The organism is Nonomuraea sp. NPDC001636, from assembly GCF_040298265.1.
GTDB lineage: Bacteria > Actinomycetota > Actinomycetes > Streptosporangiales > Streptosporangiaceae > Nonomuraea.
In genome coordinates this window covers 59,034-73,682 of sequence record NZ_JBEOZT010000031.1, presented here as the reverse complement: position 1 = coordinate 73,682, position 14,649 = coordinate 59,034, and the positions used below count along the sequence as shown (strand labels likewise).

The window sequence follows — 14,649 nt, the reverse complement described above, 5'->3', positions numbered from 1 at the left end:
CTAATCGCGCCGGAACACCAGAGTCGTGCGTCCCAGCGTCACTCGCGTGCCGTTCTGGAGCTCGATTCTGCGTACCGGCTGGCCGTTGACGAAGGTGCCGTTCGTCGAACCGAGATCGACGAGGGCCACGAGCTGCCCCTCGACGCGCAGCTCCGCATGGTGCCGCGAGACTCCCGGATCGACAAGACGAAGATCGCAGTCGGTGCCCCTGCCTAGCAAGGTCACCGGCGTGGTGAGCTCGTAGGAGCGGTCGCCCTGCGGGTCGTCCTGGGTGGAGACGAGCAGCCTGGGCCGCCCGTTGAAGGCCCCGGGCCTGGACGGGGGCAGGTCGCTCGCCGGCTGGCGGATCTCGTCCTGCTCCACCGTCGCGCCACGGATGACGCCGGACCGGATGCGGAACAGGCCCACAGCCAGGTCGCCGGCGGTCTCGAAGCGCACCCGGACCGGTCCCACGAAGGAGTAGCCCTGTTCCTTGGCGTACTCCCTGGCGAGGTTGGCCAGCTCGTGGCTGATGCTGTCGGCGTAGACCTCAAGCCGTTCGCTGTCGGTCGTGGACAGCTCCACCACGAAGTCGTTGGGCACGAGCGTCCGGCCTTGTGCGACGATCGCCGCCCGCTCGTCCATCTCCCGTTGAACCGCGCTGGCGACCTCGACCGGCTGAAGGTCAGATTTGAACGCCCGCGCAAAGGCCCCCTCAACCAAGCCTTCGAGCCTTCGCTCGAAGCGCTGAAGGACTCCCACCGGGTACCTCCCTTCTTCCCTGCATATGATCGCGGCCCCAGACGCTTCCGGCGCCCGGTTTCCGCTCGTCCCACGTGGCGGCGTCGTGACGCTCGTTGCCAGTCGCGCCCAGCTCCTCCGCTTCCGTGTCTTCTGCGATCGTATCCGGGTTCAGTACCAGTGGCTGTTCCGTGCTACTGTTTCTCCGCACCCACAAACGGGCGGGTGGCGGAACGGCAGACGCGCACGGTTCAGGTCCGTGTGTCCGAAAGGACGTGAGGGTTCAAATCCCTCCTCGCCCACTCGGTGACTAGGGGATCCTTGGTCGCCGGCCTTACAGGTCGGCTTCCTCGGGTCCCCTCGTCATATCTGCCCGGGGGATAACCCCCGGACCCCCAGGGGGACAAGCGTTCGGGGGATTCTCCCCCGGACCCCCGTCCATGAGGGTTGCTGTTCGTGGGTCTGGCCCACCGTTTCGTACCGGGTCTTGTTGCGCAAGGGTTCTGGGATTTCTTTCTTGTGACGTGGTTCTTGGACTTTAGGTCAGCTGACTTGCAGCGAACTTTCTGGTGGCTTGCGTGATTTAGGTCACATTGGTTTGGTGGGCGGGTTCGGGTGATCCTGAGGGCTACGGCAAACTGTGGCCGCTGGGTTTCTGTTCAGGGGGTTGCCGCACATGGATGACTCGATGGTTCAGCTGCTCACGCCCTCCGGTGAGCGCGTGGAGCATCCGGAATATCCGCTGGTCGTCTCGGATGATGAGATCCGGGATCTTTATCGGGATCTCGTGGCCGTCCGGCGGATCGACTCCGAGGCCGTCGCGCTCGCGCGTCAGGGGGAGCTGGGGCTGTGGACGTCCCTGCTCGGGCAGGAGGCCGCCCAGGTCGGCTCCGGGCGCGCCATCGGGGATCTGGACGCCGTCTTCCCCTCCTACCGGGAGCACGGCGTCGCCTACTGCCGGGGGATGGACCCCCTCGACGTGGTCGCCATGTGGCGCGGCGTCAACCACGGCGGCTGGGACCCGTCCCGGCACAACTTCTTCCTGTACACGATCGTCATCGGGACGCAGGCGCTGCACGCCACCGGTTACGCGATGGGCATGCAGCGCGACGGCGTCATCGGCACCGACAAGGCCGGGGCGACCATCGTCTACTTCGGCGACGGCGCCACCTCCCAGGGCGACGTGAACGAGGCGTTCGTCTTCGCGGGCGCCTGCCACGCGCCGATCGTGTTCTTCTGCCAGAACAACCAGTGGGCCATCTCCGAGCCCCAGGAACGCCAGTCGCGGATCCCGCTGTACCGCCGGGCCGAGGGCTTCGGGTTCCCCGGCGTCCGGGTCGACGGGAACGACGTGCTGGCCTGCCTCGCGGTCACGCGCAAGGCGCTGGCCGACGCCCGGTCGGGGCAGGGGCCCACGCTCATCGAGGCGTTCACGTACCGGATGGGGGCGCACACCACCTCCGACGACCCCACCCGCTACCGGGCCAAGGACGACGTCGAGGCGTGGCGGCGGCGCGACCCCATCGAGCGGGTCAGGGCGTACCTGACCGCGGCCGGCACCGGCGACGACTTCTTCCGCGAGGTCGAGGCCGACGCCGCCAAGATCGGGGCCGAGCTGCGCAGGCGACTGCTCGAACTGCCCGACCCCGCCCCTTCGGCGATCTTCGAACACGTCTACGCCGAGCCGCACCCGCTCATCGAGGCCGAGCGGGCGCAGCACGCCGCCTACCTCGACGGGTTCGCCGCCGGGGAGTAGGCGCGCGAGGCGGCCTTGGTGTCCAGGAGCTCGCCCAGCAGGTCCGTGAGGCTCACCATGCCGATGACCGCGCCGCCCTGGCCGGTGACCAGCGCCAGGTGCGCGCGGGCCTCCTGAAGGGCCGTCACGGCCTCGGGGACCTGCGTGACGCACGCGAGCCTGGGCAGCGGCCTGGCGAGCTCACCGGCCGTACGCGTGGGCTGCAGGAGGGCGTCACGGGCGTGCAGGACGCCCTCGATCCCGGCCGGACCGCCCACCAGCAGCCGCAGGTGGCCGCTGCCCGCCGCCCTGGCCCTGATCTGGGCCGACCCGGCGGCCGGCGGCACCTTCACAGCCCGGTCGATCGGCACCATCAGGCGCTCGATGCCCTCGGCCTGCAGCCGCAGCGCGCGGGTGAGCAGGTCGTGCTCCTCGCGGTCGAGCAGGCCCATCCGGCCCGACTCGCCCACCAGCATGGCGAGCTGCCGGGGCGTCCTGGTGGTGGCCAGCTCGTCGCGCGGCTGCACGCCGAACAGGCGCAGGATCAGGTTGGTCAGCGCGTTGAGCGACGACAGCAGCGGCCGCATGAGCTGCGTGAACCCGCGGAACGGCAGCGTCAGCACCAGCGCCGCCCGCTCGGGGTGCGTCAGCGCCCACGACTTGGGCGCCATCTCGCCCACCACCATGTGCAGGAACGTCACCAGCGCCAGCGCGATCGTCAGCGCGATCGGCATGCGCAGCGACTCCGGCACGCCGACGGCGGCGAAGACCGGCTCAAGGAAGTGCTCGATGGCCGGCTCGGTGACCTGGCCGAGGCCGAGCGTGCACAGCGTGATGCCCAGCTGCGCGCCGGCCAGCATGAGCGAGAGCTGACGCCCGCCGCCCACGGCCGACTTGGCCGCGACCCGGACCAGGCGGTTGCCGCCCGAGGCCATCTCCTCCAGGCGGTGCCGCCTGGCGGAGACGAACGCGAACTCGGCGGCCACGAACAGCGCGTTGAACAACAGCAGCGCGAGGCTGACCAGGATCATCGTCATCGGGACGCCTCCGCGTGCTGCACGGGCGCGAGCCGCACCCATTCGGGCACCCGGCGGTTGAGCGACATGACGGTCAGCTCGGCCAGGTGCTCGGCCGCGTCGTCGGCGAACGGGTCGGCGTCCCCCTCGATCGGGACGGTCACCATGTCGCCGGGGTCGGGCATCCGGCCCAGCCGGGCCAGCACCAGGCCGGCGAGGGTGTCGTAGTCGTCGCTCTCCGGCAGGGCGACGCCGGTCGCGCGCTCGACCTCGTCCAGCCTGAGCCAGCCGGGCACCTCCCAGACGCCGCCGGGGCGCTCGACGGCGCCCGCCGGCTCGGGGTCGTTCTCGTCGACGAGCTCGCCGACCAGCTCCTCGGCCAGGTCCTCGACGGTGAGCACGCCGGCCAGGCCGCCGTACTCGTCGATGACGCAGACGATGTCGTCGTTGGCCGCCCGCATCCGGTCGAGGACGGCCGGCAGCGGCAGCGAGTCGGGCACCAGCAGCGCGGGGCGGGTGATGCTGCCGACCAAACCCTCGTCCAGGCCGGACTCCAGCAGCTCGCGCACGCCCGTCACGCCCACCACGTCGCCGTCGTCCCCGACGACGGGATAGCGGGAGTGGCCGCGGTCGCGCATGACCTCCAGCAGGTCGGAGATGGGCTGGGAGTCGCGCAGCGCCACCACGCGGGGGCGCGGCACCATGATCTCCTCGGCGCTGTGGTCACCGAACTCCAGGGCGCGCTCCAGCAGCTCCGACAACCTCGGGGGCAGCTCGCCCGCCTGGGTCGACTCCTCGATGATCCGGGAGAGCTCCTCGGGGGTGGCCCCGTGCTCGACCTCCTCGACCGGCTCGATGCCGACGCGGCGGAGCAGCCCGGTGGCGGCCGAGTCGAACAGCTTGACCACCGGCCCGACGACCGCCAGGTAGACCAGCGTGGACCCGGCCAGGAACTTGGCCACCGGCTCGGGCCTGGCGATGCCGAGGTTCTTCGGCGCCAGCTCGCCGAGCACCATCTGCACCACGGTCGCCACGAACACGCCGGCGGCCACGGACAGCCCCGTGATCGCCGCGTCGGGCAGGCCCGTGCCGTCGAGCCAGGGCCGTACCAGGACGGAGATGGCCGGCTCGGCCAGGAAGCCGACGAGCAGGGCCGTGACGGTGATGCCGAGCTGTGCGCCCGAGAGCATGAACGAGAGCCGGGAGGTCACCTGGAGCGCCTTTTCGGCCTGAACGTCACCGGCGGCGGCCTGCTCGCGCAGGAGGCCCCGGTCGGCGGCGACGAAGGCGAACTCCTGGGCGACGAAGTACCCGGTTGCGGCGGTGAGGAGGAAAAGGGCCAGCAGGCCGAGATAGGCGCTCACCGGGGTGAGCCCTCAGAGGAACCCGTGCCGAGGCACGGGCCAAGACTCCACGAGTCCGGAGCGGACACGATCATCCCTTCGATAGAGGTCGTCCATAACGCTAACGACGCAGTCCGCGTCTATGTTTCCGCAGTGACTCTCCGCTAGTTGTGTGTACTTGTCCGTGGGAGAAACTTGGTGAGATGTCTTCACTGCCAGGGGGTTGGACGTAGCGTCTATGGCATACCGAAGGGAAGAAGGCGAAGTGTCTGAGGACGACCGTACGCGGGCCATGCGCTCGCCGGGCGACGGCCGCCCGCTGCCACCGAGGCCCGGCGACGGGCAGCGCTCCGGTGGCGCACCCGCCCACCGGGTCCCGCCGGGCGTGCCGAACGCGGCCACGTCCAAGCTGCCCGCCTACTCCGACGAGCAGCAGTCGCCGCCGCCTCCGCCGCCGTCCCGATCGGGAAAGGTCTACGGACGTGAGCGCGCCGGGAGCAGCCCGGTCAAACCGCTCAGGGCGGCGGGCGAGACCGCGCCGAAGGAGCCGCGCGGGCCCAGGGGGCCGCGGGTGCGCGGCCGGACCGTCCTGAAGATCGTCGCGGGCCTGGTCGCGCTGCTCCTGGTGGCGTCCGTGGGCCTGTTCTTCTGGATCAACTCCCGGCTGGCGGGCATCGACGGGGTGCTCGACGAGTACGAGGGCCGGCCCGCCGACACACCCGGCACCAACTGGCTGCTGGTCGGCTCCGACAGCCGCAAGGGCCTGACCGCGGCCGAGCGCAAGAAGCTGGCCACCGGGCGCGCGGTCGGGCAGCGCACCGACTCGATGATGCTGCTGCACATCTCCGACAACGGCGACAAGCCCACCCTGGTCAGCCTGCCGCGCGACTCGGCGGTGACCATTCCGGGGCGCGGGCGCGACAAGCTCAACGCGGCGTACGCGGCCGGCGGGCCGAAGCTGCTGGTCCGCACGATCGAGACGGTCACCGGCGTGCACGTCGACAACTACATGGAGATCGGCTTCGCCGGCTTCGTGGACATCGTGGACGCGATCGGCGGCGTCGAGATCAACGTCCGGGCCGACGTCGACGACCCCAAGGCCGGGCTCAAGCTCAAGAAGGGCAAGCAGGTGCTCAACGGCGCCCAGGCCCTCGGCTACGTACGCACCCGCAAGGGCGGCGCGCTGCCGGACTTCGAGCGCACCAAGCGGCAGCGGCAGTTCCTCGGCGCGGTGGTGAAGAAGGCCGCCAGTCCGGGCGTGCTGATCAACCCGTTCACCTCGATCCCGCTGGCCATGAGCGCCACGGACGCGGTCGAGGTCGACTCCGGCACCGGCGCGTTCGACATGCTCTCGCTGGGGCTGGCGATGGGCGACAGCCCGGTCACGACGGTGGTGCCGTTCGGCGGGAACGAGATCGTCGCCGGCGGCGGCGCGGCGGTCAAGTGGGACCGGCTCAAGGCGCTGGCCCTCTTCGACGCCCTGAAGGCCGACAAGCCGGTGCCGAAGGAGATCGTGGACGCCGGTTGACCCCTTCCCGCGCAGGCGCGAGCCTCGCGGGAACGGCCGGGCCCGGCGGGGCCCGGCTCAGTCAGCGGCCCGGCTCAGGTCGTGGTGGCGGCGACGGCCGCGGCGGTGGAGGCGGTGACGGCGATGGCCGCGGTGATGGCGGCGATGGTCTTGGCGACCGCCTGGCCGGCCCACTCGCCCTCGGCGATCTCCTTGACGCGCCCGCGGTCGGCGCCCGGGAAGGCTTTGCGGTCGAGCTTCGCCGCATGCATGATCGCGATCAGCGTGGCGGTGCGCTCGTCGGGGTCGGCGCCCGCGAGGACGGCCGTGACGCGTTCACGCACGTCGGCCTCCACCTGAGGGTCCGCCTCCGGCCAGCGCGTGGTCGGGAAGACGCCCAGGATCCGGCCGCGCTCCTCGGCCAGCACGCCCGCCTCGGCGAGCCTGGTGAGCAGGCGTCTGCGCAGCTTGTCCGACTGCAGCCGCTGCACCCACCACGCGGGCTTCCTGGCCTTGCCGTCCTCGGCCATGCGGGCGAGGGCGGCGTCGAGCTCCGCGTCGCCCAGCGGGGTGGGGTCCGTCACTGTCACCTTGTCGTCGGCCAGCTCGACGCGGCCCGCGGCGGCCAGCTCGGCGAGGATCGCGCCGCCGAGCGCCGGGTGGAGCTGGACGCCTCCGATGAGCTGCTTGCCTTCTTCCTCGTCGAGGGCGAGGAGGAGGAGTTCTTCGGCAATCGTCACGGTCATGTCCCGACACTAACCTCCCAGGCATGAGCATTTCGGAAAGACTTCACGCGATCGGCCGGCCCTTGCTCCAGGCGCAGCTGGACCATCCCACGGTGGCCGGCATCGGGCGCGGCGACCTGCCGGAGCCGGTCTTCCGGTCCTGGCTGGAGCAGGACTACCTGTACCTGCTCGACTATGTGCGGGTGTTCTCCAGGCTGGCCTGGCAGGCGCCGGACGGGCATCTGGGCGACCTGGTGGATCTGGCGTACGCGACGTACCACGACGAACTGCGTCTGCATCGGTCGTTGTCGGCGGAGTTCGGGGCCGATCTGGACAATGCGGTGAAGGGGCCGGCGTGTGTGGCGTACACGGCGTTCCTGTTGGAGGCGGCGGGGTCGTACGGGGAGGGGTTGGCGGCGCTATATCCGTGTATGTGGGGATATTCGAGTCTTGGCAGGATCCTCGCCGAGAACCCGCCCGCCGAGCCGCGGTACCGCGCCTGGGTGGACACCTACGCCGACCCGGCGTTCGCGGCGCTGACCGTACGGATCGGGCAGATGATCGACGAGGCCGACCCCGACCCCGTACGGGCGGAGGCGCTGTTCGCCGAGGGCATGGCACACGAGCTGGCCTTCTGGGACGTGCCGTAGTCGCGTGCCGGTCCGGCGCGCGCCATACCCTGGGGGCATGCCGGAACTTCCCGAGGTGGAGTCGCTCACCAACTTCCTGCGCGAGCGGGCGGTCGGCCGCTCGATCGCCGGCGTCGACGTCGTCGGCTTCCAGGCGCTCAAGACGTTCGACCCGCCCGTCACCGCGCTCGGCGGGCTCACCGTCACGGGCGTGTCGAGGCACGGCAAGTTCCTCGACCTCGACTGCGACGGCCTGCACCTGATCATCCATCTGGCCCGCGCCGGCTGGCTGCGCTGGCGCGACGACCTGACCGGCGCGCGGCCGGTGCGGCCGGGCAAGGGGCCGCTGGCCGTACGCGTACGGCTGGCGCCCGACGACGACGGCCTGGCCCCCGGCTTCGAGCTGACCGAGGCCGGCACGCAGAAACGGCTGGCCGTCTACGTCACCGACAAGCCGGAGGACGTGCCCGGCGTCGCCGCCCTGGGCCCCGACCCGCTCGACGACGCCTTCACCGTCGAGGCGCTCAAGCGCATCGTGGGCGGCAACCGCACCCAGATCAAGGGGCTGCTGCGCGACCAGAAGGTGATCGCGGGCATCGGCAACGCCTACTCCGACGAGGTGCTGCACGCGGCGAAGATGTCGCCGTTCAAGATCGCCGCGACGCTGACCGACGCGCAGATCGCCGACCTGCACGAGGCCATCGTGACGACGCTGCGCGACGCCGTCGAACGGGCGCACGGGCTGGCCGCCAAAGACCTCAAGGCGGAGAAGAAGTCCGGGCTGCGCGTGCACAACCGGGCCGGCCAGCCGTGCGACGTGTGCGGCGACACGATCCGCGAGGTGTCCTTCGCCGACTCCGCGCTCCAGTACTGCCCGACCTGCCAGACGGGCGGGAAGCCGCTGGCCGACCGGCGGATGTCGCGCCTGCTCAAGTAGGGTCCCGGGCGCGGGATGATGGAGGCATGACCGTTCCAGAGATCGACGTCACCGCCGTTCCCGACGACGCCTACCTGCTCGACGTCCGCGAGCAGGACGAGTGGCTGGCCGGCCACGCCCCCGAGGCCGTGCACATCCCCATGTCGCAGATCCAGGGCCGGGTCGAGGAGGTGCCCGCCGACCGCACCGTCTACGTGGTGTGCCGGGTCGGCGGCCGGTCGATGCAGGTCACCGCGTGGCTCAACCAGCTCGGGCGCGACGCCGTCAACGTGGGCGGCGGCATGCAGTCGTGGGAGTTCGCGCGCCGTCCCATGGTCAGCGAGACCGGGCAGGAGCCTTTCGTGGCCTAATGCCCCACTGTGGCGGTTCCGCCGCCATTGAGGCATGATGAGGGCGCCAACTGCATAGTCGCGGGAGCTCGGGGTGCCGGGCTGAGAGGGCAGCAACACAGCCGCTGCCGACCGCCTGAACCTGTCCGGGTAATGCCGGCGTAGGGAGTGTGCGATGACGCATGTCGTCGACGAAGTTCCGCTGACCCTTGACGGCGCGCCCCCCAAGACCCTCGGCGTCCTCGACCAGGGCGCGCTCTGGGCCAACCTCGGTGTCAGCCTCCTCGGCTTCTCCGGCGCGCTCGTCCTGATCGATCCCCTGGGCAACGCGCCGCTCAGCCTCGTGGCCGCGCTCACGGCCGCCGTGGTGGGCAGCCTCATCGGCACGGCCATGGTCGGCCTGTCGGCCATCCCCGGCACGCAGACCGGGCGGCCGGCGATGGTGCTGCTGCGCGGGCTGTTCGGGGCGAAGATGTCGTACGTCCCGTCCGTGCTGAACATCGTGCAGATGCTCGGCTGGGGGGCCTTCGAGCTCTGGGTGATCGCCAAGGCCGCGAGCGCGATCTTCGGGAGCGTCCCGTACCAGGTGTGGGTGGTGGTGGCGGGGGTGCTGACCACCGCGCTCGCCGTCTGGCCGCTCGGGTCGATCAGGCTGCTGCGCCGGTACGTGACCGCCGGCGTGATCGTGTCGCTGATCTGGTTCACCGTGTCGTTCCTGGGCGAGGCGCCGACGTACACGGGCGGGTCGTGGACGGCCTTCGCCCCGGCCGTCGACTACGTCATCGCCCTGTCGGTGTCGTGGGTGCCGATGGCCGCCGACTTCGCCAGGCACTCGCGTTCCAGCCGGGCCGCCTTCACCGGCGTCGTCGGCGGCTACACCGTCGCCCAGGTGGCCTGCCTGGCCCTCGGCGTGTACGCGGTGGCCATCGCGGGCGCCCAGGCGGTCCAGGCCGACGGCATGGTCGTGTTCCAGCCGTTCGTCGCGGCGCCGCTGGGCGCGCTGTTCTTCGGCATCCTGGTGCTGCGCGAGACCGACCAGTCCTTCGCCAACGTCTACTCCACCACCGTCTCGCTGCAGAACCTCATGCCGAAGGTGGACCGGCGGATCGTCTCCACCGCGATCGGCGTGCTCACCACCGCGATCGCCCTGGTCGTGGACGTCACCTCCTACGGCGCGTTCCTCGGGGTGATCGGCGCGGTGTTCGTGCCGATGTTCGCGGTGCTGGCCGTCGACTACTTCGTGCTCGGCGGCGCGGCCCGCTGGAACACCGCCGAGGACGCGCCCTCGCGCTGGCTGATGCTGCTGCCGTGGGCGCTGGGCTTCGCCGCCTACTGGTTCACCACCTCGACGCCCACGGTCGCCGGCTGGGACGACTTCTGGGCCTCCGCCCGCGAGGCCGTCGGCTTCACGCGGGAGCCGTGGATGAACGGCGCGCTCGGCGGCGCGCTGGTCGCGGCCCTGGTGACGCTGCTCATCGGCGTGCTCGGCCGGCGCCGCTCAGCGGCCCGCTGAGACCCGGCGTTCGACGTTGAGCAGGTGCTGCTTGGCGGCCACGCCTCCGGCGTAGTCGCCGAACTCGCCGTCCTCACGGACCACCCGATGACAGGGCACGATCACGCACACGGGGTTGGCGCCGACCGCGTTGCCGACCGCGCGAAGGGCGCGCGGCCGTCCGATGCTCGCGCCGATCTCCTCGTACGTCGTGGTCGTGCCGTAGGGCACGGCCATGGTCTTCTGCAGCACGGTACGGGCGAACGGCGTGGCCAGCGCGAGGTCGACCGGCGTGGCGAAGGTGCGCAGCCGGCCGGAGAAGTACGCGTCGAGCTCGCGGCGCACCGGGTCGAGGCGGCGGGCGTCGGGCCCGATGAACGTGCCGACCTCCTTGGCCAACCGCTCGAACACGGTGTTCTCGGCCTCGAAGCTGCAGGCCGCGATGCCCTTGCCGGTCACCGCGAGCACCAGCCTGCCCACCGCGCCGTCGTAGGTGCCGAACGCGATGTCCGGGGGCCCCTCTCCCTTGTAGGTGCTGGAGGTCACTCTCAGCAGGGCATCGAGGTCGCTGCTCGACATGCCTCTCACCCGTTTCAGCCACCGGAATCTTCGTGAGCGCAGCGTATCGGACGGATCGCCCGTCAGACCCACCACGCCACGTGCACTATGGAGGTGTGGGATACGCATGGGTCGGCAGTGACGAGGAGATCGCTCGCGCCGTGCTCGCCGGGTCCCCCAACGCCGTGGTGGCGCTCGACCGCGACCAGAGCGTGCTGGTCTGGAACGCGGCGGCCGAGCACCTGTTCGGCTGGACGGCGGCCGAGATGCTGGGTCGCCGGGCGCCGATCGTCCCCGACGAGCTGGCCGCCGAGCACAACGCGGTGCTGGAGCGCGTACGCACCGGGGGGCAGGTGTCGTTGCGCACCAAGCGCGTCCACAAGGACGGCAGGCCGCTCGACCTGCGGGTGGACATCAACGCCCTGCGCATGGGCAACTCCGTGGTCGGCTACGTCCTGGCCCACCATCCCGCGCGGGCCGACGAGGTCGCGGGGCTGCGCATGGAACGCCGGGCCCGGCTGGTGCACCGGCTCACCGACGTGGTCGGCGACATCAACTCCGAGCTGGAGCTGCCGGCCGTGCTCGACCGCATCTCGGCCAGCCTCACCGAGCTGACGGGCGCGGACGCGGGCGGGTTCGTGCTGATCGAGGGGGAGCGGCTGCGGCTGGTCAGCACGTACCGGCTGCCGGAGACGCTCAGGGGCACCACCACCGGCCTGCGGACGAGCCTGGTGGACAAGCTCTTACGGACGGGCAAGACCGTCATGCTGGAGTCCCAGGGGCTCGGCGACCTGGTGTGGGCCAGGCTCAACGGGCTGCACACGATCGCGCTCGGCCTGGCCGCGGTCGGCGGCCGCCCCTACGGAGCCCTCTACGCGCTGTTCGCCGGGCCCGCCCCCGGCCACCTGGAGCTGGAGCTGCTCGAACTGCTGGCCGGGCACGCCGGCATCGCGGTCGGCAACGCGGTGGCCTACCAGGAGGCGGTGCGGCAGCGGGCGCACGAGCGGGCCGTGTTCGACGCCAGTGCCGACGGCATCGCCGTGCTGGACGACGCCGGCCGGGTCGTGCGCTGGAACCCCGCCGCGGCCGAGCTGACCGCCTTCCCCGCCGACGCGGTGATCGGCGGCCCGCCGCCGTTCCCGCTGCCCAGCCCCGGCGAGAAGCTCACGTTCCAGCTGGAGAACGGGCGCTGGCTGGACGTGGTGAGCGCGCGGATCGAGGAGACCGGCGAGATCGTCATCGACTTCCGCGATGTCACCCAGGCCAAGGAGCTGGAGGAGGCCAAAGACCTCTTCCTGGCCACCACCAGCCACGAGCTGCGCACGCCGATCACGATCGTGCGCGGGTTCGCCGGCACGCTCGACGCGCGCTGGGACAAGATGAGCGACGCGGAACGCCGCTCGGCCGTGCACACGATCGCCGAGCGGGCCGGATCGCTGGGCCAGCTCATGGACCACCTGCTGCTGGGAGCCAGGGCGGGCGCGGACGAGCTGGCCGTGCGGATCGAGACGTTCGACCTCGCGGCCCGGATCCACGCGGCCACGCTCGGACTCCCCGTGTTGTCCGACCGCCACCGCGTCGAAGTGCGCATCCCGGACGAATTGCCGCCGGTGCTGGGCGACGCCCTGGCAACCGACATCGTTTTGGGGCAATTGCTGGAGAATGCGTTTAAATATTCCCCAATGGGTGGATTGATCTGTGTTGGAGCTTGGCCCGAAGACGACGGCGTGGTCGTAGTGGTGGATGACGAGGGGGTCGGAATCCCACCGCCTGACCGCGAACGGATCTTTGAGCGCTTCGTCCAAGTGGACAGCGGGGACCGGAGGCGCTTTGGTGGAGTGGGGCTCGGCCTCTACATCGTGCGCAGTCTGGCCAGGGCTCAGGGGGGAGAAGTGAGTGCTCAGCCGAGGCCCGGAGGGGGTACGAGGATGCGGTTGATCCTGAGGCGCGCTTCCCCTATCCGATCCGACACACCGATGCGGTAACGAGGTGGTCACAGTTGAGCTGATCTATCGTCCAATGTGTACAAGCTGTGATCGAGATGCGGTTTCTGCGATTGGCTAACGGGGCATTTCGGTCGTACCGGGGAGTGTTCCCGCGGGGGGCACAGGGAACGGGGAGGTGGGTGTGTCAAGCGTGGTGCTGCTGCCGTACGCGCCGTCCAGCGTCGCCGTCGCCCGCCAGCGTCTGAGCACTGACCTGCAGGATTGCGGGGTCTACACCGCCGCGATCGACGATGCGGTGCTGGTGGTGAGCGAGTTGCTGAGCAACGCGCTGCGGCACGCGCATCCGCTGCCTTCAGGCATGGTGAGGGTCGCCTGGATGCGTAGCGACGATCACATAGAGGTGGCGGTCAGCGACGGGGGTGCGGCGACAGAGCCGCGGGCGGGCCGCCCGACCCTGTCTTCGCTCGGGGGCCGGGGGCTGGGGATCGTCGAATACGTGGCTGAGAGCTGGGGGGTTCGTCACGACGGTGACACGACGACGGTGTGGGCCATCCTGCCCGCACCCAACGGGGCGGCGGTGAACGGGCAGGTCGCGGCCCTGAAGGAGGCCGGTTAGGCGGTCCTGGCCGCCAGTACGGCCCGTTCGGTGACGGCCCACGCCGTGGAGACCAGGAGGTACAGGCCGGCCGCCAGGGGGAGCACGAGCACGGCCAGCGCGGAGCCGTACGGCAACAGCGGCATGACCTTGCGCAGCAACTCCGGCTGCTCCTCCGACACCTTGATCGAGCGTGCCGACAGCCATGCCAGCAGCACGAGCCCCGCGATCACGATGACAAAGACCGAAACCGGCCAACTGATCAGACCGAAATTGGCCACCACACCCGCGAGCTGCTGTCCCAGCGGCGCCCCGAACAGCGTGTGCCCCGCCAGTGCCGTCGGGTGCGTGGCCACCCTGAACATCAGCCACAGGAACGGCAATTGCGCCAGCATCGGCAAGATCCCCGCGAACGGTGACGTGCCCTCCCGGGCGTACAGAGCGGTCAGCTCCTTGGACAGCCGCTCGGGATCGCGCCCGTGGCGCTTGCGCAGCTCCTGCAACTTGGGCGCGAGCCGCTGCCGGACCTGGCCGGCCCGCGCCTGGCGGACGTTGAGCGGCAGCAGGACCAGGCGTACGGCGAGGGTGAACAGCACGATGGCGAGCGCGGCATGGCCGCCGGACACGCCGATGACGAACGTGACAAGTGAATCGATCATGAGCCCTTCAGACATGACGACGGATCAGGGCTCACACATGACGATGAGCCCCGCTTTGACGGAAGCGGGGCTCGCCTAAGGCGCTCGTGGACGCGGGCGTCCGGCCGCGTCGGGATCGCGCAGCCGCTGGAAGGCCGTGCGGCGCGCGTAGGTCAGCGGGAAGCCGGGAGACTCACCGCCGAGGACGGGCGGCAACGTGGCCGCCCACGTGGCCAGCAGGAGGATCGCCATCATGGTGATCCCCACCAGCCACGGATCGAACAGAAGCGACGTCACTGCGACGAACGGGACTTACCGACGACGGTGACCGCGATGAAGACAATCAGGGCGACGACCCCGACGATCAGGACGAGCTTGAACAGACCTGCCAGCAGCGGCAGGAGGAAGTTGAACAGCACGAAGAGACCGAGAAGGGTCCCTAAAACGAGCATCACGACTCTACTCATGAGGCCACCGTA

16 protein-coding genes, 1 tRNA gene and 1 riboswitch are annotated in these 14,649 nt (G+C 70.5%); of the genes, 9 read left to right on the top strand and 8 right to left on the bottom strand.

The window, feature by feature from the left end; translation table 11 throughout:
• Positions 1-741, bottom strand: coding sequence for an FHA domain-containing protein (locus ABT158_RS41635; RefSeq protein ID WP_125640997.1), 741 nt, complete (start codon positions 739-741; stop codon positions 1-3).
• Positions 742-939: 198 nt separating this feature from the next.
• On the opposite strand from ABT158_RS41635, the gene ABT158_RS41630 reads away from it, so the two are divergent.
• Positions 940-1,022: transfer RNA gene (locus tag ABT158_RS41630), tRNA-Leu, on the top strand.
• Positions 1,023-1,408: 386 nt separating this feature from the next.
• Positions 1,409-2,476 (top strand): pyruvate dehydrogenase (acetyl-transferring) E1 component subunit alpha, encoded by a 1,068-nt coding sequence (pdhA, locus tag ABT158_RS41625; protein ID WP_352363301.1) that lies wholly within the window; start codon positions 1,409-1,411, stop codon positions 2,474-2,476.
• Here the strand turns inward: pdhA and ABT158_RS41620 are convergent.
• Positions 2,446-3,492 (bottom strand): hemolysin family protein, encoded by a 1,047-nt coding sequence (locus tag ABT158_RS41620; RefSeq protein ID WP_352363299.1) that lies wholly within the window; start codon positions 3,490-3,492, stop codon positions 2,446-2,448. The two genes, pdhA and ABT158_RS41620, sit on opposite strands and share 31 nt — an antisense overlap.
• Positions 3,489-4,835 (bottom strand): hemolysin family protein, encoded by a 1,347-nt coding sequence (locus ABT158_RS41615; RefSeq protein WP_352363297.1) that lies wholly within the window; start codon positions 4,833-4,835, stop codon positions 3,489-3,491. The genes ABT158_RS41620 and ABT158_RS41615 overlap by 4 nt, the downstream gene beginning before the upstream one ends.
• Positions 4,836-5,079: 244 nt before the next feature.
• Here ABT158_RS41615 and ABT158_RS41610 point away from each other — a divergent pair, with 244 nt between their 5' ends.
• A complete protein-coding gene (locus tag ABT158_RS41610; protein ID WP_352363295.1) occupies positions 5,080-6,342 on the top strand; it encodes an LCP family protein in 1,263 nt (420 codons plus the stop codon).
• A gap of 74 nt (positions 6,343-6,416) precedes the next feature.
• Here ABT158_RS41610 and ABT158_RS41605 read toward each other — a convergent pair whose 3' ends face one another.
• The gene (locus ABT158_RS41605) at positions 6,417-7,067 is read right to left on the bottom strand and encodes a GOLPH3/VPS74 family protein (protein ID WP_352363293.1); all 651 of its coding nucleotides are present in this window, start codon (positions 7,065-7,067) and stop codon (positions 6,417-6,419) included.
• 23 nt (positions 7,068-7,090) lie between these two features.
• On the opposite strand from ABT158_RS41605, the gene ABT158_RS41600 reads away from it, so the two are divergent.
• The 4 genes from ABT158_RS41600 to ABT158_RS41585 all read left to right on the top strand — a co-directional run bounded on the left by ABT158_RS41600 (position 7,091) and on the right by ABT158_RS41585 (position 10,454).
• Positions 7,091-7,696, top strand: a complete 606-nt coding sequence (locus ABT158_RS41600; RefSeq protein ID WP_352363291.1) for a TenA family protein — start codon at positions 7,091-7,093, stop codon at positions 7,694-7,696.
• A gap of 37 nt (positions 7,697-7,733) precedes the next feature.
• Positions 7,734-8,612 carry an Fpg/Nei family DNA glycosylase gene (locus ABT158_RS41595; RefSeq protein WP_352363289.1) on the top strand — a complete coding sequence of 293 codons (879 nt, stop codon included), beginning with the start codon at positions 7,734-7,736 and terminating at the stop codon, positions 8,610-8,612.
• Between the two features lie 26 nt (positions 8,613-8,638).
• Positions 8,639-8,962 carry a rhodanese-like domain-containing protein gene (locus ABT158_RS41590; protein ID WP_352363287.1) on the top strand — a complete coding sequence of 108 codons (324 nt, stop codon included), beginning with the start codon at positions 8,639-8,641 and terminating at the stop codon, positions 8,960-8,962.
• A 50-nt stretch (positions 8,963-9,012) separates the two neighbouring features.
• A riboswitch (TPP riboswitch) is annotated at positions 9,013-9,126 on the top strand.
• Complete coding sequence (locus ABT158_RS41585) at positions 9,117-10,454, top strand: purine-cytosine permease family protein (RefSeq protein ID WP_352363285.1); 1,338 nt, start codon at positions 9,117-9,119, stop codon at positions 10,452-10,454. It overlaps the preceding riboswitch by 10 nt.
• Here the strand turns inward: ABT158_RS41585 and ABT158_RS41580 are convergent.
• Positions 10,440-11,012: a methylated-DNA--[protein]-cysteine S-methyltransferase gene (locus ABT158_RS41580; protein WP_352363283.1), complete on the bottom strand. Its 573-nt coding sequence runs from the start codon at positions 11,010-11,012 to the stop codon at positions 10,440-10,442. The two genes, ABT158_RS41585 and ABT158_RS41580, sit on opposite strands and share 15 nt — an antisense overlap.
• Positions 11,013-11,107: 95 nt before the next feature.
• Here ABT158_RS41580 and ABT158_RS41575 point away from each other — a divergent pair, with 95 nt between their 5' ends.
• Entirely contained in the window at positions 11,108-12,976 is a 1,869-nt protein-coding gene (locus tag ABT158_RS41575) for an ATP-binding protein (protein WP_352363281.1), read from the top strand.
• A gap of 151 nt (positions 12,977-13,127) precedes the next feature.
• Entirely contained in the window at positions 13,128-13,553 is a 426-nt protein-coding gene (locus ABT158_RS41570) for an ATP-binding protein (RefSeq protein WP_352363279.1), read from the top strand.
• Here ABT158_RS41570 and ABT158_RS41565 read toward each other — a convergent pair.
• The 3 genes from ABT158_RS41565 to ABT158_RS41555 form a co-directional block, all read right to left on the bottom strand.
• A complete protein-coding gene (locus tag ABT158_RS41565) occupies positions 13,550-14,191 on the bottom strand; it encodes a YidC/Oxa1 family membrane protein insertase (protein WP_352363277.1) in 642 nt (213 codons plus the stop codon). The genes ABT158_RS41570 and ABT158_RS41565 overlap by 4 nt on opposite strands.
• Before the next feature lie 75 nt (positions 14,192-14,266).
• Positions 14,267-14,467 (bottom strand): DUF6412 domain-containing protein, encoded by a 201-nt coding sequence (locus ABT158_RS41560; RefSeq protein WP_352318263.1) that lies wholly within the window; start codon positions 14,465-14,467, stop codon positions 14,267-14,269.
• On the bottom strand, positions 14,464-14,637 hold the full coding sequence (locus ABT158_RS41555) for a hypothetical protein (protein WP_352363275.1): 174 nt from the start codon (positions 14,635-14,637) through the stop codon (positions 14,464-14,466). Before ABT158_RS41555 ends, ABT158_RS41560 begins: the two co-directional genes overlap by 4 nt.
• Positions 14,638-14,649 lie beyond the last annotated feature (12 nt).

What these genes read in the sequence shown, in the direction of transcription:
- pdhA (WP_352363301.1), top strand. Translation starts at nt 1,409, where the DNA reads ATGGTTCAGCTGCTCACGCCCTCCGGTGAGCGCGTGGAGCATCCGGAA.
- ABT158_RS41620 (WP_352363299.1), bottom strand. Translation starts at nt 3,492, where the DNA reads ATGACGATGATCCTGGTCAGCCTCGCGCTGCTGTTGTTCAACGCGCTG.
- ABT158_RS41605 (WP_352363293.1), bottom strand. Translation starts at nt 7,067, where the DNA reads ATGACCGTGACGATTGCCGAAGAACTCCTCCTCCTCGCCCTCGACGAG.
- ABT158_RS41600 (WP_352363291.1), top strand. Translation starts at nt 7,091, where the DNA reads ATGAGCATTTCGGAAAGACTTCACGCGATCGGCCGGCCCTTGCTCCAG.
- ABT158_RS41595 (WP_352363289.1), top strand. Translation starts at nt 7,734, where the DNA reads ATGCCGGAACTTCCCGAGGTGGAGTCGCTCACCAACTTCCTGCGCGAG.
- ABT158_RS41590 (WP_352363287.1), top strand. Translation starts at nt 8,639, where the DNA reads ATGACCGTTCCAGAGATCGACGTCACCGCCGTTCCCGACGACGCCTAC.
- ABT158_RS41585 (WP_352363285.1), top strand. Translation starts at nt 9,117, where the DNA reads ATGACGCATGTCGTCGACGAAGTTCCGCTGACCCTTGACGGCGCGCCC.
- ABT158_RS41580 (WP_352363283.1), bottom strand. Translation starts at nt 11,012, where the DNA reads ATGTCGAGCAGCGACCTCGATGCCCTGCTGAGAGTGACCTCCAGCACC.
- ABT158_RS41565 (WP_352363277.1), bottom strand. Translation starts at nt 14,191, where the DNA reads ATGATCGATTCACTTGTCACGTTCGTCATCGGCGTGTCCGGCGGCCAT.
- ABT158_RS41555 (WP_352363275.1), bottom strand. Translation starts at nt 14,637, where the DNA reads ATGAGTAGAGTCGTGATGCTCGTTTTAGGGACCCTTCTCGGTCTCTTC.